The organism is Priestia endophytica DSM 13796 (assembly GCF_900115845.1).
Lineage (GTDB): Bacteria > Bacillota > Bacilli > Bacillales > Bacillaceae_H > Bacillus_I > Bacillus_I endophytica.
Map to the genome: position 1 here is coordinate 4525 of NZ_FOXX01000031.1, position 18359 is coordinate 22883.

The 18359-nt window shown below is 34.7% G+C and carries 21 protein-coding genes and 1 riboswitch; of the genes, 4 read left to right on the forward strand and 17 right to left on the reverse strand.

All coding sequences use genetic code 11. The features are described 5' to 3' along the window. A partial coding sequence (locus tag BM012_RS26700) for a VirD4-like conjugal transfer protein, CD1115 family (RefSeq protein WP_074842934.1) occupies positions 1 to 2159 on the reverse strand: 2159 nt, incomplete at its 3' end. Between the two features lie 12 nt (positions 2160 to 2171). Then, positions 2172 to 4274: a MobQ family relaxase gene (gene mobQ, locus BM012_RS25210; RefSeq protein ID WP_061802923.1), complete on the reverse strand. Its 2103-nt coding sequence runs from the start codon at positions 4272 to 4274 to the stop codon at positions 2172 to 2174. Positions 4275 to 4516: 242 nt separating this feature from the next. On the opposite strand from mobQ, the gene BM012_RS25215 reads away from it, so the two are divergent. Then, positions 4517 to 4789, forward strand: a complete 273-nt coding sequence (locus tag BM012_RS25215; protein ID WP_061802922.1) for a hypothetical protein — start codon at positions 4517 to 4519, stop codon at positions 4787 to 4789. 15 nt (positions 4790 to 4804) lie between these two features. Next, positions 4805 to 5146 carry a hypothetical protein gene (locus BM012_RS25220; protein WP_061802921.1) on the forward strand — a complete coding sequence of 114 codons (342 nt, stop codon included), beginning with the start codon at positions 4805 to 4807 and terminating at the stop codon, positions 5144 to 5146. Between the two features lie 8 nt (positions 5147 to 5154). Here BM012_RS25220 and BM012_RS25225 read toward each other — a convergent pair whose 3' ends face one another. Then, the gene (locus tag BM012_RS25225) at positions 5155 to 6450 is read right to left on the reverse strand and encodes a hypothetical protein (RefSeq protein WP_139210464.1); all 1296 of its coding nucleotides are present in this window, start codon (positions 6448 to 6450) and stop codon (positions 5155 to 5157) included. A 329-nt stretch (positions 6451 to 6779) separates the two neighbouring features. Between BM012_RS25225 and BM012_RS25230 the strand changes: the two genes are divergently transcribed. Next, complete coding sequence (locus tag BM012_RS25230) at positions 6780 to 7472, forward strand: hypothetical protein (protein ID WP_061802919.1); 693 nt, start codon at positions 6780 to 6782, stop codon at positions 7470 to 7472. A 20-nt stretch (positions 7473 to 7492) separates the two neighbouring features. On the opposite strand, the gene BM012_RS25235 is transcribed toward BM012_RS25230, so the two are convergent. The 4 genes from BM012_RS25235 to BM012_RS25250 form a co-directional block, all read right to left on the reverse strand. Then, a complete protein-coding gene (locus BM012_RS25235) occupies positions 7493 to 7993 on the reverse strand; it encodes a hypothetical protein (protein ID WP_061802918.1) in 501 nt (166 codons plus the stop codon). 4 nt (positions 7994 to 7997) lie between these two features. Then, the gene (locus tag BM012_RS25240; protein ID WP_061802917.1) at positions 7998 to 9230 is read right to left on the reverse strand and encodes a ParM/StbA family protein; all 1233 of its coding nucleotides are present in this window, start codon (positions 9228 to 9230) and stop codon (positions 7998 to 8000) included. Positions 9231 to 9982: 752 nt separating this feature from the next. Then, positions 9983 to 10168: a hypothetical protein gene (locus BM012_RS25245; RefSeq protein WP_061802916.1), complete on the reverse strand. Its 186-nt coding sequence runs from the start codon at positions 10166 to 10168 to the stop codon at positions 9983 to 9985. A gap of 495 nt (positions 10169 to 10663) precedes the next feature. After that, the gene (locus tag BM012_RS25250; RefSeq protein ID WP_061802915.1) at positions 10664 to 10849 is read right to left on the reverse strand and encodes a hypothetical protein; all 186 of its coding nucleotides are present in this window, start codon (positions 10847 to 10849) and stop codon (positions 10664 to 10666) included. A gap of 728 nt (positions 10850 to 11577) precedes the next feature. Here BM012_RS25250 and BM012_RS25255 point away from each other — a divergent pair. Then, a complete protein-coding gene (locus BM012_RS25255) occupies positions 11578 to 12138 on the forward strand; it encodes a hypothetical protein (protein WP_061802914.1) in 561 nt (186 codons plus the stop codon). 367 nt (positions 12139 to 12505) lie between these two features. On the opposite strand, the gene BM012_RS25260 is transcribed toward BM012_RS25255, so the two are convergent. The 10 genes from BM012_RS25260 to BM012_RS25300 all read right to left on the reverse strand — a co-directional run bounded on the left by BM012_RS25260 (position 12506) and on the right by BM012_RS25300 (position 18228). After that, positions 12506 to 12787 (reverse strand): hypothetical protein, encoded by a 282-nt coding sequence (locus BM012_RS25260; protein ID WP_139210465.1) that lies wholly within the window; start codon positions 12785 to 12787, stop codon positions 12506 to 12508. Between the two features lie 30 nt (positions 12788 to 12817). Further along, a complete protein-coding gene (locus BM012_RS25265; RefSeq protein WP_061802912.1) occupies positions 12818 to 13153 on the reverse strand; it encodes a hypothetical protein in 336 nt (111 codons plus the stop codon). A 57-nt stretch (positions 13154 to 13210) separates the two neighbouring features. After that, the gene (locus tag BM012_RS25270; protein ID WP_061802911.1) at positions 13211 to 13615 is read right to left on the reverse strand and encodes a hypothetical protein; all 405 of its coding nucleotides are present in this window, start codon (positions 13613 to 13615) and stop codon (positions 13211 to 13213) included. An 81-nt stretch (positions 13616 to 13696) separates the two neighbouring features. Continuing rightward, on the reverse strand, positions 13697 to 14149 hold the full coding sequence (locus BM012_RS25275) for a JAB domain-containing protein (RefSeq protein WP_061802910.1): 453 nt from the start codon (positions 14147 to 14149) through the stop codon (positions 13697 to 13699). Positions 14150 to 15098: 949 nt separating this feature from the next. Beyond that, positions 15099 to 15274, forward strand: a riboswitch (cobalamin riboswitch). 485 nt (positions 15275 to 15759) lie between these two features. Beyond that, entirely contained in the window at positions 15760 to 16086 is a 327-nt protein-coding gene (locus BM012_RS25280) for a hypothetical protein (RefSeq protein WP_061802909.1), read from the reverse strand. Between the two features lie 3 nt (positions 16087 to 16089). After that, positions 16090 to 16215 (reverse strand): hypothetical protein, encoded by a 126-nt coding sequence (locus tag BM012_RS27140; protein WP_268801458.1) that lies wholly within the window; start codon positions 16213 to 16215, stop codon positions 16090 to 16092. A gap of 13 nt (positions 16216 to 16228) precedes the next feature. Then, positions 16229 to 16789, reverse strand: a complete 561-nt coding sequence (locus BM012_RS25285) for a L,D-transpeptidase (RefSeq protein ID WP_074842935.1) — start codon at positions 16787 to 16789, stop codon at positions 16229 to 16231. Positions 16790 to 16887: 98 nt separating this feature from the next. Further along, positions 16888 to 17115, reverse strand: coding sequence for a hypothetical protein (locus tag BM012_RS25290; RefSeq protein ID WP_061802908.1), 228 nt, complete (start codon positions 17113 to 17115; stop codon positions 16888 to 16890). Positions 17116 to 17146: 31 nt separating this feature from the next. Further along, complete coding sequence (locus BM012_RS25295; protein WP_061802907.1) at positions 17147 to 17992, reverse strand: ArdC family protein; 846 nt, start codon at positions 17990 to 17992, stop codon at positions 17147 to 17149. Continuing rightward, positions 17983 to 18228 carry a hypothetical protein gene (locus BM012_RS25300; protein WP_061802906.1) on the reverse strand — a complete coding sequence of 82 codons (246 nt, stop codon included), beginning with the start codon at positions 18226 to 18228 and terminating at the stop codon, positions 17983 to 17985. Before BM012_RS25300 ends, BM012_RS25295 begins: the two co-directional genes overlap by 10 nt. Positions 18229 to 18359 lie beyond the last annotated feature (131 nt).

Here is an 18359-nt window from a genome sequence, read left to right on the forward strand (position 1 = left end):
GCTTTACGTTCAGCTTCTGCCTTGCGCTCCTCTTCGGCTTTACGTTCAGCTTCCGCCTTGCGTTCCTCCTCGGCTTTACGTTCAGCTTCTGCCTTACGTTCCTCCTCGGCTTTACGTTCAGCTTCTGCCTTACGTTCAGCTTCTTTCATATCATTTTCAAAGTTCTGGACCTTCTCATCATATTTACGAATAGAACCGTCGACTGAATCTATATTTTGCATAATTGTCTCACCTACAGACGATACTTTTGGTTCTATTTTAGTAGGTTCTTTATATTCCTCTTCTTGAACCAAGTCTTCTAAAGTAAATCCCTCTTGAGAATCTTCCTTTGAAGGCGATATTTCTTTCTTAGATTCCTCAATCTGTAGGCTTTCAGCTTCTTTATCTAGCTCTATAGTAACTTCCTCATTTACATCATTTGAATCAATTTCTAAATTGTTTGAACGCATTAAGTTAAGATAATCAAATCGACTCGTTTTATTTTCATCGTTAAGAACACCTTTAAAGAAATTAAACTGGAAAGCTTTCTTCAGTTTAATACTATATCCCCCAGAAACAAGTAATATAGCCTCGGATCGATCCATACGAGTTAATTCATCTGGAGTAAGAAGATTTCGTCCTGTGTAGCTATCAGACTTAGAGTCTGAACCACCTTTGCTATTCTTAGAGACAGAAGTAGAGTGAGTACTTATTGTAGTTTTACCAATTAATTCTGAGAAGTATTCAGCCGTCAATTTATCTCCTACACCCAATAAGTATCTTAAACTACAGTTACCAATAATAGCTTCAGCTTTTTCTTTACTGTATTTATCAATTAACTGCCCTAGAGATTGAATAATAGTACTAGATGATATTCCATAAGAACGACATGTCGCTAAAATCTCTTCATAGCCCGGTATAGTGCCTAGGTTAGGAAATTCATCTAAAAATAAGTTTACTGGAACAGGAAGTTTGTTGAAGTTTTTATCTGCCACATCGTATAATCGTTGGAACATTTGTGTAAAGAAGTTAGCTGTTAATGGCTCCCATGTACTATCTGCAACCGGTAATACTACATAAACAATCATTTTCTTACGCCCAATATCATCTAACTGAAAGTCACTTGTTTCAGTGAACTTCCTAACATCTTTAGCATCAAATTTTGATAAGGTAATAGCTAGAGAAACAAAGATACTATCGCGGACCTTATCACTAGCCATTCTTACAATTTGATAAGCAGAAAATGCTGGATGATCAGGTTCTAACCGTTTGAAAAATTCATCCATGTCTTCAGGTGTTGCCCCATGAACCGTAAGAATATGTTTTACAGTAGCAAGTGTCGCTTCACCCGGACATTCCTCTTTAACATAAAGTAGTAAAGTCTTTAATAATGCTATTTCAGCTTTTGTCCAAAAGTCAGGTTTTTGTCCTTGCATGGAGTTAATAACAATAGTATTTGCTACCTGTTCAGCCTCAACTTCCTTTGTTATATAATCGATGGGATTATATCTGTCCGAAACTAACATTTCTTTAAAGTTGATTAAGTGAACCTCGTACCCTTGCTCTTTCTTCAATCGGGCTGTCGCCTCGTAAATTTCACCTTTTGGATCCGTGATAACCATTGAACGATTCTTTTCAAAAATTAAATTTGTAAGAATATAAGACTGAGTTTTACCCGACCCAGGGGAACCAACAATAAAAACATTTCTATTAGGAATTTTAGTATTCTCCGGAAGTATTATTGGTCTTTTATTCAAAACACCAAATATCAACCCCGGAGTATTTTTTAGGTTTTTTTGAGCACTACCACTAAAGGTTTTTCTTACAAAATCTTTATCATTAAACACTTCACTTTCTTTCGCAAAGCGTGATGTACCATGTGCTCCATAGTTAGAAGCATCTTTGTATTTTCCATTCCCCACAAACAACTTATATAATTTATAAGATAGAAATACACCAGCTGCAAGAGCAGCTACTTGAAGAGGAAGAAACATATCTTGAACTTTCGCTAGTTCAAGTAGCTCAAACGGTTTTTTCACACCATTTACTACATCATCCATACTATGGTTTGCAGGAAAGTTAGTAAAGAAACTTAATAGGAATAAATCTGCCACAAGTGCAACCATTAAACCCATAATAACCGATACTAACAGAGTTCCTTTATCAATATTTTGTTTCAATTTTTCTCCTCCTTATCGACTAAATCCTTGCCCTCTATTTTTAGATTGTGACTTTCTACTATTCTCATCTAAAACTCTATCTATATCAGATTTTCTTCCCTTATCTGAATCATCTATCAAATCTTTAACGCTGTCAGCAATTCCATTCATTAATTCTTCTTTAGCACGGTTCTTCGCATACATTTCCTCAAAGTCTTTTCGAGGTTCTTTTGAATTTTGCTGACGACTATTTTCAAATTTATCCTGATAGAAACTAGAGTTTTTCTGTTTATCTTGACTCACGTGTTTCATAATTTCTCCTACTGGAACAATACGCTTTTCTTGTTCATTCAACTTAAGGATTTTTCGTGCTGTAGAAGCATTTAATTTTTGCGTCCAATTCTGTTCTGGATACTGTTCACGTACTTTCGCAATCATAGTTTTTTCTAGAACATGAATAGATGTTTTTACAAGCTTCACACGTTCTGCAATAGCTTCCTTCTGCTTCGCAATATCTTGTTGCATTTTTGCATATTCTACTGGGTTTGTTTCTCGTAAAGATTCAGCCTCTTTCTCTTTACGTTGAACACTTCTTGCCCAATTTACAACAAATTGATTATCCTTCTTGAACTTATCGTATTGTTCTACTACACTAAGTTGTTTATTTTCGGTTTGTCTTTCATAAGAATGAACAAATTCTTTCGCTTGATCCAGAGGAATAATACGACCTCTTTCTCTAAATTCTTGAAGTAGTCGGTCCATTTCTTGAGGATGCAATTCTTGAAGTTTTGCATCATTTTTATAAAGGATTCTAGATTGATCTATTGTCACTTCTTTTAGAAGTTGAACCGTATCATTAACACGTTCCTTATTCTCTACAAACTTCTCTTTCTCACTACGATAAGACTCAATAGCTTTCTTACATTCTACAGAACGTTTTTGGAGTTCTTCTTTATAGTTAGAAACAGAGAATCCAAGACGTCCTAATTTACGTTGAGCACCGTCTTTTTCAAGTGTATTTTCAGGTGCTTTGATATAACTTTCATATAGTTTCTTTGAAGCTTTAATGTCCTCTATTTCTTTGCGTAATCCTTCTTCTTTTTTATCTAGAGACTTACCCCAATTTTCAAATTGGGATTGACACTTAAGTGCAACCGTAAGAGTTACATCTTCTTTCATTCGATTACGTACATACATGACAGATATTTTCTCTTTATCGGTCATTTGATTCCAATAACCACTCTTTTCAAGTGAACGTTTTAAGTCACTTTCAATCTCTCTTTTCTTCTCTTCAAAATCAACAATCTTACGATCTAGTTCAGTAAAATCTTTATTATATTCTTTAATCTTTTCATTAGCTTGTTGAATAGATTGATTGATTTGAGCCTTCTCTGTAACAGGTCGATATTCTACTCCTTTTTGTTGTGCTTCTTCTTTGGCTTTTTTCTCCATTGCAGAAACAGAATGACCTAAATGTACAGTTGGAATTTCTTCTCTTCCTTGCTTCTCATAAGAACGTAAATCGATTCTTCTTTCAATGTTTAAGCGTTGATATTCTTGGTTTACTAAATCTTGATAACGATCTCTCCATAACTGAACATTTTCTCTATTATCCCAAGGATTAGTCCCAAAAACTTTACGCCCTTTTTCGTCACGTTCTCCAGTGAAAGGACGCTTAGAACCCCATGAACCATCTTCATTAAACGGACGCATTGTTAACATGATATGAGCGTGAGGATTGGCAGTATGGTCTCGGTGAATACATACATCCGCAACCATTCCCTTTTCTACAAACTCATTCTTAACAAAAGACTCAATTAAGTCACGTTGTTGTTGCTCATTTAATTCATTTGGAATAGCTACAACGACTTCTCTAGATAATTGAGCAGTCCAAACCTTTTCAACTTTCTCAACTTCATTCCAAAGACGTTGTCTGTCGTTTACCCATTCAGGTGCGTGAGAAGGTGCAAGGATAAAAGACTCCGGTTTTACTTCATGCTTTTTAAAACGAAATTCTCTTTCATTACGCTCATCATATAACGATTCATCACTACGATAAGCAGCGCATGCAACCGTAGATCTTCCTTGTTTTCGAGAAATGATATTAACACTAAAATGTAGACTGGATGAACTCATTGACCTTGCACCTCCTTCTGTTCTGTTCGCTAGCCCCTGCGGGTAAAACAACTTTTCAATCTGGAGCGTAGCGAGGGATTGAAAATCAATACCGAAAGTTATTTCGGGATTCGCATATTAACAGTCGAGACATCGACTGTATAATTGCGCCATGTGTTTTCTCCACATGGATATTATACCACTTCCCAAAGTATGGTTTCAATGCTATAATAAAGAAAAATATCCATATGAGGTGATTTTTAATGCCAAGAAAAGACCCGGCTAAAAAGATTGATAGCATTCAAGAACAAATCAAAAAATTACAAGAGCAATTAAAAGAACAAGAGAGAAAAAGAGATGAAGAGTTAGGTAAAATTTTTAGGGAAGAATGGGGCATCGAGGATCTTGAGACTGCTCAATTAATTATTAGTGAACTTAAACCTAAAGTTGAAACTTTATTAAATCAATCTGAAGTTGAAGAAGTTCAATCTGAGCAAAGCAATTTTAGCGAACATAGAGAGACTGTTCATCAATAATAGAGGAGACAAATTATGAGATTTGATTCCTGGAAACGGTATGAAGATGCTCTTGATAAAATTGATAAGTTAGAAAAGAGAAAGAAAGTATTAAAGGATCATAGTAAGATTTCTAACTTTAAAAAGGAGCCTGAAGAACGAAGACAAAGAACCAGGCGGTTAATTGAAAAAGGTGCCTTATTTGAAAAATATATTGAGCAACATCTTGAAGAAAATCAATTACCTTTAGAACCTAAAGATGCGGAATTATTACTTGATGTTTTTTCATCTTTCTTTAAAGCAAATCAACAGTTCGTTATTAATAAATGGAACGAGAGAATAGAAAACAAAAAAAGCTCTACCCTCGATGAGGGTTAGAGCTTTTTTTATCTAGAAATAGTTAATGTTTCTTCAATCTCATGTTCAATTTCTTTATTTGCTTTATCTATGGATTGAATAGCACCTTTTAACTCATTTTCTAATGAAAAACTTCTTAAGTTTTCAACTGTTTTTTCATTAATCATTTGACTAGAAGCTGTAGCAATAGCAATAGTTTCTGCCATTGTTAATTTATCAGTTTTTAAACCTGGATATTGTTCTTTTAAATCTGACTTAAGTTGGTTTTCCATTTTCTTTTCGTTTCTATCTACCTTAGCTTCCCGTTCATGTAATTCAGCTTTCTTTTCATCTAACTTTTCTTTTAAACTTTCATACTCTTTTTGACTAATTTTTTGTTCCAATTTTGCTTGTTGCAGCATTCCCATGCTCTGATTAATTTTACGTTCTGCTTCTCTTAAATCCATTCGTAATTCATCACTCTTATCATGAATTTTAATCGACTTATCTAATACTCTTTCTCTAGAAATTTCTACTCTTTCATTGATATGTTCTTGCAGGTTAGCTTTATAAGCTACATGTAAAGGTTCACCGTTTCTTTGAGCTTCTTTTTGAGCTTCTTTCATCTGCTTAACAATCTCTTTAGCTGACATCTGTTTTAAATAACTTATTGCCTCCATTTGCCCTCTTATGTTAGAAGGAACTACTATAGCATCAGCTCTTACTTCAGCTTGTTTTCCATCTTCTCTTCCTTCATCATTTCTTTCCTGCTCTCTCGTATCATCTTCGCTTCTTTCTCGCTCAAAGGAAACATTCTCTTGAACATTTTCATTAAGTGCTATAGAAGGAGGTTCTTTACTTTCTTCTCTTTGATTGTCTTCATTTGGAATACCATTATCCTGAACATAAATCTCTGGATTTATATTCTCTTGTGTTTCTCGTTCTACACTTTCATTTAAACTTTTATCATTAGGATCTTCGCTATTTTGAGGAACAAAAGTACTTTCTTTTTCAACATTAAAATTCCGATTTATGTCTTCTCGTTCTCTTTCTCCAGTTGCTAATTCATTTGATTTTTGAGGCTCTGTTTGGATAAAAGGAGGTGTTATTTCTCTTTCTCGTTCTATGGCTTTTACAGTGGATTCAAACTCGCTTAGAGGTACTTCAATTTGTTTATCTTTACTTTGGAATAAAGCATGATTATTCTCTATTCCTTTCATTGCAAAGTGCCCTTCTTCTCCTTCAATCAAGAAACTCTTACCCTTATAATTCTCCAGCATGTTTTTCTCAAGTTCACTAACCATTTGATTGTGTTGTCTTACTAGTTCTTCTTCTCTTTGAACCATTTGTTCACGTCTTTCAAACAGCTTTCTAATAAGTTCATCAACAACACGATTTACGCCATTTTCAAAGTGATCCCCTGCGGTTCTCGACATATAGTTACCTCCTATTTTTCAAAAAAATAATTTTTAGATATAAAAAATTGGATATTACTAAAATAAACATTGTTTTTACTATTTTAAGCTCACTTTTTTATTTAAATTATAGTGAATATTTGTTAGATAACACCTCCAACCCTATTTATTTCCATCCATTATTAGTGTACAATACAATTATAAATTTTAAAATAGTTATATTGGATGTATTTTACATACTAAAAAAGAGGGAGGGAAACATGGATAAATCAGTGCATATTGTGGCGTATAAAGCGCCTACAAGAATTAGAAAAAAGATTGAAAATTATTCAAAAAACCTAAAAGCTAGTCAAGCAAAACTAATTAACTATGGACTCTATGAATTGTTTATGAAAAGCCCTCATAAGTCTACTCCTGAACATATTGCTTCTTATATTTCTTCTAAAAGCTTTAAAATGAAAAAGGACAACTATACTTTGAGGATTACCGAAGAGTATTACAAAAAAATTTTACAGATGAAAAAAGAAGTGGAAGCGATTAATAAAGAAGAATATTTTGATAATGAATTTCTAGGATTTTTACTTTGCTATTACTTTGATAAGATTGCTTTTTACGAAAAAAAAAAAGTGAATGACAAGTTAAAAACACAAGGAAATCCAACTCAAGTTGGATTATATTTCAACAAAAAATTAAAAGAAAAAATTAATGACGTATCTTTTAGATTTCAAATAAATGCAGGGATGTTGGTTTTTGATATTCTCACCGATCCTGCACTAGGTCAACTCCCATTTAAGGGAGTTCCAAATAACATTGTAATTACCGATGAAGAGAAAGAACGTATTATTGTTTACATGCCAAAATATCTTCATGAAGAATTGAATCAATTACCTTTAGCAAACTCTTTTATAGCAGAAGTTAGAGGCGAGAGATATATGTCTAAATATAAACTTTAGGAGGATGCTTTCGCATCCTCCTAAAATGCATCTGGCGATACATTTTTGTATTTGTTCTTTTTCTTTTTTCTCTCTTCTTGAACAGCAACCTTTTTCTCTTCCTGTTCTTCGATCACTGGACTATCTTGCTCTTGAATTACTTCTTCAATAGCTTCCTTTGAAACTTCTTCAGAAGGCCCTTTTTCAACATTTACAGGTCGTTCTTGGCTCTTAGGTTCACTTGATATCATGACAGATTCAGAAGGCTTATTTCGGCCTTCTGAACCCCTTTGAATTAGTTCCAATACATTTATGTCTCTAAGGCTATTTAAGAGTATGTTATCCATTTGTATACGCTCTTGAACACCATATTCTAAAACGTCACCTGTTCCATATTGTTTTATAGCATGGTAAACGATGTAACGAACTGAATCTGAAATGTTGGATTGATTATCAAACCAATCATAAAATTCTTCTGTCTCTTTCGCTTTAAACTTTACGTTAATTTGTGTTCTCTCGTTACCTTTCCCTTTCTTAGCCATAAAATTATTGCTCCACTGCTACAGAATTCTCTTCTTTTTCTTCAAGAGCTTCTTCATACTCATCTTCTAGGAACATATTTTGATTTAAAACATCTAAACCTCTAACGTTCATTTCCACTGCATATTTTTCTGGAATCCATAAAACTTTAGCTCTGACAGCATCACTAAATTCAACTAATTCTTCATACATTTCGTCCCGGAATTCAATTGATCCTCCACCATAGACTGTAATAATTTCTGGTTTGCTAGAAAAATCTTGTGTATAAGCACTACGACCATTTTCAAGAATTTGTTCAGCCTGATCAATACGAGCTTCTTCCAGAATTTCTTTTGCTAATTCGTAATCTTTTTCGTTATCTTCTGGATTTTCAATAATATCCACGAATTGTTGACGTTTAATATCTCCGATATTTCCACTTCTTCTCTTGAATTCTTTTAGAGCTTCATCAACAGCGTGACCTACTCCTAATCTATCTCCTGTACAAACATCTGGCTTTGGTTCCATGCCTTCAGTATAAATTTTCTCTGTCGTACCGGAACCAATATCCAAATGCATCATTTTCTTATTCTCAAAGTATTCACCAGTAATTTCTTTACCTTCGTAATATGTTTGTGAGAACTCTTTAAACATGTCTTCTGAGCCTTCTATGATGGCATATAAAGCCGGAATACCTTCTTTAGTCACTTTAACCCATTCAAATTGCAATTGAACGGTTACGGCTTTATCTCCAACATACACAATAACAACATGCTCTAAAGATTTATCTGCTCCTGTAAAACGTTCTTCTAAATGTTTAGCTGTGTGTGAAGTATGTTGACTTGCTGGAATAGCTGAACTCATAAACACTTTAGAATGAACAACTGAAGGTAATGTCCCCTCTTTTTTATAAGCTTTTTGAACCGTTCTAGCTGCTGCATAACCTAGAGTATTAATTAAAGGTAAATCATCTTTATGTTTTTCTCCGTTAACAATATCCATGTTTTTAATACTTTTAGCTGATTGCATGGCTCTTTTACCAACCATATAAGTTCCATCTCGTTTAATAGATTCGCTAGTGATATGTACTACCAATTGATCTAGAAGATTTACAACATTCTTTTCTACATCCGTCTCATGCACATCCGGTTTTTTCATGAGTCTTTTATATACGCTAGGAATCTTACGTAAAGGTGCTCCTGGCTCAAGGATTTTCATTTTATCGTTACCGATGTCATTTGCTAATACTAATTTATACATTATAAAACCATTCCCTTCGGGTAATTTATTATCTTTTATTTATAATCTTATTATAACTTAAATGATTAATTTTATCAAGCTATTTGCAGATATTTTATAGAAATTACTATAAACTTTATTATTTTAAGTATAAACCTATAACTTTCATATGGTTATATACCCAAATCTATAATGTTTATAGAAATAATACCAATTAAACTATAAATATCTTGAAAAATCCAATATAAACTCCTCTGTTTTTCTTCCCAATCTAGTATTCTATAAAATTTATAATAAATCCTATAATATTTATTATTTATATATACTAAAAGTTATTTTCAAGCTATAAGCGCAATAGCGATTGCCCGATGCAAAACTGCCTTGAAAGCAGTTGCGTGCATCGGGCAATCTGAATCCTTGCAAAGCTTGGATTCAGCCAATTATGAAGGCTCGATGCCTTGAATAATTGGAACATTCCTCTACTTTGCTGTCTCAACCTTATCTTGCGTTATCCTCTTATAAAGTATTGATCCCCCGGATGAAAAGCTGTGTGAGCATCAGCTGCATGCATCCGGGGGATTTGAATTCATGCAAAGCTTGAATTCAACCGATTATGAAGGCTCGATGCCTGAAGTAATCGGAATAGTACTCTTATCTAATTGTCTCCACTTTATTTTGTTCTATCCTCTTATAAATACTTGCGAGGGGTTACCTCCTTTCCTTAGTGACAAGATTATTTTCAAATAAAAAAGGAGAGGGTACACCCCTCTCCGTTAGTTTGTGATAGCGTATCGCGCTACTTCTACTAGAAAGTTTCCAATCATGAATACAAATGTGAAAAGATAAATGATTAATGCTGTTGTTTTGATTCTGTCACTCTCCACTGTTTCTAGTGTCCAGATGATTAAGAATGATAAAGCTCCTAAAATAATTACTGTTGCGATTACTGTTGATAACATGTTATCTTCCTCCTTCGTTTGGTGACTCCAACTCAATTTGTAGCGAAAACAAAGGGAAGGGCGTGCTTACGCAGAAGCACGCTTGCCAGTGACGAGTAGGAAACTCGCCTGCCTTTTGCGAGTTTTCGTTAGGAATTTAGGCCAGCCCAATGACTTAGGGACCGTTAGGAAGCGTTTTTGGCTTCCTTATGGTCCCTTAGCCTACTTGGCTTGCCAAATTCCTTTCGAGTCATGCCAGCCCTTCCGTTTGTCATGAGCGAAAAATTATAATGGGGAGTCCAAAGAAGGAAAATAACTCTACACCCAAACGTAAAGCAAGGCATTTATAGCCTTGCGTATGAAATCCAGTGCTTTTCTGGATTTCATCGGTTTATGAAGGCTCGATGCCTGAAAAAACTGACTGTTTTTCTATAAAAAATAAAGAAAAGGAATCTATCCTTTCCTTACTGACAAGATTATTTTCAAATAAAAAAGGAGAGGGTACATCCCTCTCCGTTAGTTTGTAATGACATATCGTGCAACTTCTACTAAAAAGTTTCCAACCATGAATACAAAGATGAATATGTAAATGAGAAGTGCTGTTCTTTTGATAACTTTGCCCTCCACTGTTTCCATCGTCCAAATAATTAAAAGCGTTGTAAGTCCTAGAATAATTGTTGTGATAATTGTTGTTTCTAACATGTTATCTTCCTCCTTCGTTTGGTGACTCCAACTCAATTTGTAGCGAAAACAAAGGGAAGGGCGTGCTTACGCAAGAAGCACGCTTGCCAGTGACGAGTAGGAAACTCGCCTGCTTTTTGCGAGTTTTCGTTAGGAATTTAGGCCAGCCCAATGACTTAGGGACCGTTAGGAAGCGTTTTTGGCTTCCTTATGGTTCCTTAGCCTACTTGGCTTGCCAAATTCCTTTCGAGTCACGCCAGCCCTTCCGTTTGTCATGAGCGAAAAATTATAATGGGGAGTCCAAAGAAGGAAAATAACTCTACACCCAAATGTAAAGCGAGGCATTTATAGCCTTGCGTATGAAATCCAGTGCCTTTCTGGATTTCATCGATTTATGAAGGCTCGACGCCTGAAATAAACCGCATTATTTGTTCTTAATCTTTTGAACTTAAGGTTTTTGGAATGGTGGACTGTGGGCGCCTGCGCAAACGAGACAGGAACTCAATGAGAGTAGCATTTTAATGCGTACTCTCATGAGTTATCGACTTGTTTAACAGTTCAGCCACAATTAGAGAGGATTAGGGAGTGGTCTTTACTCCCTTAGCCTTCTCTTATTGCCCTTTAGGGTGACCCCGAAGAAAAGAAGTATGATAATTATGGATGAATTGTAATTTAACACTATATTTTGTATTTACATGTATAATATAAACGGAATATTTATTAAGCCTAAATAAGGATCGGTGATATTTATGAAGAGTGCTCTTAGAGATTTTAGTATTAGTGCATTAGCATCTATATTTATTGCAGCTTTACCTCCATCTTTTTTTCAGTTCATACACCTTGGAAAAGCTTTCGGTTTTAAAGAACTCTCAAATATAATAGTAAATAATACATTTCTAGTAAGTTGGATATTATTACTAGTTATTATACTTGTGATACGTAAGCTTATACGAAACAAAATTGATAAAATGCAAGCACCTGTTCCTATGTTTTTTGCTTTTACAAGCCACTATGATGCTAATGATGATATAGATTTTTATGGTTTTAAGTGGAAAGTATTTATGAATGCAAATCGAACAAGTTCTTATACTAATGATATATCAGGCGTTAGCGTAGATAGAGTAGATGGACCATATTGTAAAAATGACTATAGGGAAATGAAGGAATCTAGAACTTACTTCGGTAGGTATAAATACAAATGTCCAAAATGTGGTTATAAGAACACTTTATTTAAAAATTCTTGGACATTAGAATCTGATATTAAGGATGAAATAGAAGCACAATATAGAAAACAGACTAGAGTTAAATAGTTATAGATTGGTTGAAAAGATTACTCTCTTACTTTATTTATAGGCGATTAGTTTTGAGGAATTCCCTTTACAATTAAACACCTTTACTGTAAGTACACACTAGCTCTTTGGAAACTAAAGTTCACCTATAGATATAGGCTTCAGGCCTATATTTTTTTTAGTAGGAGCTTAGCAAAGCAAGCGACCTGATTCTTGGCGTCAGCCGAGAATCTTCCTCCTTTATGCTGCTACAGCAGCATAGGGCAGGCTCGATGCCTGCCTTTTCAATCAAAGAAATTCGACTGCAAGGAGATATTTCTTCTATTCGTTCTTTTCAATTTTTTTAGGCGCTTAGAATCTATTGAAAAGATTCCAAGCGCCTGTTCATTTAACATTCAGATAGACACCGTTCACATACATCAAACTCATTTACTCTCTTTCCTCCCAAAGTTAAGGAAGCCGCCTTGTACTGTGCTATTTCAAGAGAATTATACTTTTCAGTTTCAACTTCACACTCACAAACACAACAAACACTTCTCACCACTATACCTTTTTTCCTTTTAGTATAAACTTTAAAATTTAGTTTACTTTGTTTAATGAGTTCTTCTTTCTTTTTCTCTACTCGTACAATCTCTTTAGCTAACTCAATTCCTGGCTTATTAGTTAACACTCTCATATTATCAACTCCATTCGAATTGAACTATTTGGTTTTTGTGTTTTTTCCGAACTTCTTTTGCATAAAAATAGCTATATTTAATACAAAAGCAAGCATTAATAAAGTAAAAATAAGAGTCAAACCACTACCAAATTCAGATAAAAGTGTATTATGAGAAATCGTAAGTAATTTTGATAGAATTATAGCAAGGTGAGGAAACAAGGAGAATAAAAATCCTATGATGCTTATCTTAAGTGCCATTTTATACTCTTTCTGCACCCTCATCCATATAGCAAAAACTATACAGATCCCTGCTAAAATACAAGTTACAACAACAGCAATTGTTGGCAATGATTTATAGTAATTTAATAATGGTTCCATGTTATCAATCCTTTATCTATCTAGTTTTTTTATATAACACCGGTTTCTTTTAAACCATTAATCTACATATTCTCTAATAATCTCTGAGTACGCATCCCAGTATACATCTGGGCCTTTTAAAAGGCGTTGTATATATTCCTTAAACTCTCCTCGACTAATAATCTCTCTAAACGTAATGGATTCAAAGTCTTCAATACATCCGTCTTCATGCTTATAACAAGCCCACCATTCATCGCCACCATTCACCTGATTTACAAATAAGAGTTGCTTATAAGCAAACCCTTGGCGAATAGCCCAGTTTCCTTGACCAATTTTTTTCTCTAATTCCTCAATAGTTGCACAGTTCTTAAGATTGTATCCGTAATCTAATTCCATGCAAGGATCATCTTCAAAATCAACTCCACCAACTTTTAACCAAATATTCTCCTGACATTTCTTTTTCATTTCTTCTGCTGTAAACATTTTGTTTTCCTCCTTTAAATTATGTTAGTTAGACACCGTATTAACCAAAGGAGGAAGATTCCTCCTTTGCTCACTATTTACTTAAGACAATATTCCGGCTTCTTTTAAACTGGTAAAACTATCTCTTCCTACGATAATATGGTCAAGTAATGGGATACCTAAAATCATTCCGGCTTCTTCGAGTTGTTGAGTAACCCTAATGTCCTCGGAGGATGCTCTACATACATTACTGGGATGATTATGGGCTAATAATATGCTACAAGCGTTGTTTAATATGGCACACTTATAGATATCACGTACATGTAAGACACTTGAATTTAAAGTACCTACATGCGCTCGATGTAATCCTATAACCTCATGTTTTGTGTTTAACATCATAACCAAGACAACTTCTCTGTCTTCATCTCCTATATAACACTGTGCTACTTCTGCCGCCTCTTCTGGAGAGCCTACAACATAACCAAGATAAGGAAACTCAACTTCTCTTACTTCTTGTTTAATTCTAACTACTTCAATTACTGATTCTAATTCCATGATTAATTGCTCCTTTGTGCTTGTGATTTTAAATGTTACTAAATGCTAATAGTTCAATTTACTAGCCGATCCTAAAGAAGTTCACCCCCTTTCAATTATGTCAATTAGACACTATTTTCTGTTTACTCCTTTGCTTTTTTCTTTTTATATTTTTCTTATGATTTTACTTCTTTGCCTTCCGAAGCGATATTGTCCCCAAAGGGGATGATTTTTCCCTTTTTGCAAGGAGAACGAAAAACCCATATAGGCTGTCTGTCATAAGGCGGTTTTACGATAAAGTTTTTTAATGTTGCGTAGCGCTTTTAATTAAAAAAGTTTTCGGCCGTTGATAGACAGACTCGGCATCTTAGCTTCCAGGTGAGAGGAGGGCGCAGCCAACGAGGCTCACTCACTTGGAAGGTTAGATGCCTTATGGCGTTTTACGATTCGGAAGGCAAAAGGGGAAAATCAATTTAATAAAAAAACACAATACTGGACAGACTCGGCATCTTAGCTTCCAGGTGAGAGGAGGGCGCAGCCAACGAGGCTCACTCACCTGGAAGGTTAGATGCCTTATGGCGTTTTACGATTCGGAAGGCAAAAGGGGAAAATCAATTTAATAAAAAAAGAAGCCACCAGGCTTCTTTCCTTTTTTGATTTTTTATCTTTTGAACTTAGGATTTTCGGAGTGATCGGCCCGTAAAGAAACTTATAGGAACCTACGAACTGTAGGCGCCAGCCGTACAGAACGTGGTTATCTTAAGTTTTAGGGCAGAGTCAGATGCAACAGGGAGTTAGACAGCGTTTTTGGCTGTCTTACTCCTTGTTAGCAGACCCTTGGGGCTCCCCAAAGGAAGCTTTTTTAGAATTTAGGGATTCTAAGAAGTTAATGTTTTGAATTTAAAGTTTTGAAGCAATTCTAGGATATTATTTGACTAATACTTTATTTTTTACTATATTTAAAATAATTAGATATATAATATCTATAGGTGCTTATCTATTCTTGTTTGAACAGATAAAGCTTAAAAGGTAATTTGGTTAAATTCCAAAGCTGTGTCTACAACTGTAAGTGGGGACGAAATGAGGAAAGTACTCAAAGTAGGATGAAACACGAGCCAGGTGACCTGCCTACACACTTTTAGCCTTTTGGGTTAAGTCTGTGTATGGTTAGGTTTAGACATGCATAAGCATTTTCTCTCCCACCTATAAACCAAAAGCATTCTTGCCCAAAGGGTTAGAATGTTTTTTATTTTATAGGAAAGGAGGAGAGGGAATGGATCTCGCCCTGTTTGATCTCTTATTAAAGATTATCCAACTCACTGCTTTCATCATCTTTGGATTATTAGGGATTATCATTAGTATTTTATCCTTACTGAAAAAGTGATTAAATAAATTCATTTAGGTTATGATGGGCTACAAGCCCATCATAACTAAGTTTTTAATAGCTTCTTGGCGACAGCCTAGAAGCTTCCTCTTTTTATGCTGCTACAGCAGCATAGAGCAGGCTCGATGCCTGCTTTTCCAATCAAAGAAATTCGACTGTAAGGAGACATTTCTTCCATGCGTAAGAACTAAGAGGGTCGAGAATAGAAAGCTATAGACCTTCTCTTCTCGACCTGTTGTTTAAAAAATTAATATGGTTCTACTACATATGTTGTTGGAAATGGTGGAAGTGATGCACCCTCATTTATCATTCTTTCTAATGCTTTTTCGTACATAACTTCATCAAATTCTTTCCCATATTTTTTAGATTCTTGTTCATAATACAGTTCATTAAAATAAACAGTAAGTGAGTAACCTGAGACATTAAAACGTACTAATATATTTCCCGTCCGCTTTTTAATGTCAGTAACATCAATTTCACTTTCGAGTAACCAATTTAATTCATTTTCTAATGTTGTATTATGTTCAGTTAAATAGCTTTCATTATATTCAATTTCAAGTAGTGCCTTTTTCATGGATTACACTCCTTCTTTTTCTAACATAGTTTGATTGCAGTAATTGCATAATTCCAGTTCAAAATTTCCGTTACTTTCTTCAACTTCTCCTAAACAATCACGACAAATAACCTTTTTATTTTTCATCATTTTTTCAATCCCTCTATTTCATGTTAAAGCCTTCAAATTTGTATCCGTAGACGTTTGTTAACTCCTGAAAACTCTTATATGAGTAAGTAATGGCTACTGGTGTGCCGACTTGAACTTTATCAAACAGCTTTTCAATATCTGCATTATGCATTCTTACACAACCTTGACTTACATACTTCCCGATACTGCTTTCATTGTTATTTCCATGAATTCCGTATGTGTCGCCATAAGTACCATTTGCATTTAACCCTAACCATCTTTTCCCTAATGGATTGCGAGGATCTCCACCTGGAATATTGCCTGTGTAGTAAGGGCGATTCTTAATCTTATTGACTACTTTGAAAAAGCCGACTGGTGTTTTATCCCATGTCTTTCCTGTTGCTACTGGTGCAACCATTTCAAGTTTTCCATTATGGAAGTAAGCAAGCTTATTGTAATACTTGTTTATTATGATTAAATCCTTATTTGCTGGTGTAGTGCTCGCTTCTGCCTTTCCTCCTACAGCTCCGCACATTATTACTAAAGCAAGTGTTAAAACAGAAATTAATTTTATGATAGATTTTTTTGTATTCATATTTTCTCCCTCATCATTCACTTATTATTTTTAAGGGAACGCTAGTTGTAATCAGCAACTAACGTTACCCTTCTTACTTGTGCTTGTGATTTCAAATGTTACTTTCTTCTGGTAACTCGTTTATCAATTGTTTTTCTCTCGTAAGAATAAATGAGCTTTACAACTTCCTTATCTGTTTCATAAGTCCATGTGTAAGTTTGATCGTCCTTTTCATCACCGTAGAAGCCTATTTCTTCTTGTTCTTCCTGTGTATACATGTTAGAAAAAGCTTTCTTAAGTGCTCTAATTGCTCTCTTTTCTCGCTGTGTTTCTCTAAACATACTCATTTTAACCTCTCCTTTTTATGTCAACTAGACACTATTTTTGTTCTTTTTCGTGTTCAATTCCTAGGATGTAATCAGAAGCTTTTTGCGCTTGGGATGCGGCTTGTAAAATTAAACGTTTATCTTCTCTAAGCTTCCTAATCCATGAATCTATATAACTTGCGCTATTATCAATCGTGCTGTTGTCAATTCCAGAAACTCCGCATAACATACAAGCTCCCATTTCAGCGATTAACTCTTCTTTTGAATAAGTTTCATCCCCGAAAGAAACGCCTTCTTTTGTGACTCCTTCTCTTGAAAGTCGTTTTTGATGCCCTGTACTATGAACCATTTCGTGGAATAGCGTACAATAGAACTCTTCGACAACTTTAAAATCTTTCATTGGTGGGCACTCTATTTTATCAAGTCTCGGATAATATACAGCTTTTGTTCCATTTAAAGAATATCTTGGAGCATCCTTGTAGCCTTTGAAAATTCTCTCGGCTTCTTCAATAGGGTCATGCTCAAATTCCTGTATATCCCTTTTACTCTCTAAGCCTGTACATTGTTTATTAATTTCCCATACTTTGTAGTAAAAAGGTTTTGCATATGTTTTCTCTTCCTTCGTCTCCTCATCTTCGTATTTTTTCCAATGCCAATAAACAATAATATGATAATTCTTCATTTCCTCTATTTTTATTCGTCCTCCTGCTTCTAAAATTTGCTTCTTAGAAGCATATTCACCCGGCTCAACTAGAAAATTATTAATTCCTCGGTAGGGCTTTTGAGATTTCCAGTTCACCGCATTAGAGTTTACCCAAGGCTTTCTCCAAGGAACCACGCCTTGTTCTAGCTTCTCAATCATTTTGTTTGTAATAATTTCATATACGCTTATTGCCATGACTTTTCCCTCCTAGCATTGATAACCATTTTAATTTTTTGAGCAATTGGATAACCTGCATTAGAATTGAAAGATTGAATGTGTAAAAAGGTATGCAGATAATAATAAAGCATATATCTCTTTTCTCTCTTCGCCTCCTCTTTTGCTTCTTCCAAAACTACAAAGTCTTCCTTAGTGAGCTTTGAATTATCAATCTTTTCAAATGTTAAAATGTTTTCAAGCTCTTGAACTTCCATGTTTTTTCCTCCTTTGATTTTGCTTCTTTGCCTTCCGAAGCGATATTGTCCCTAAAAGGGATGATTTTTCCCTTTTTGCAAGGAGAACGAAAAACCCATATAGGCTGTCTGTCATAAGGCGGTTTTACGAT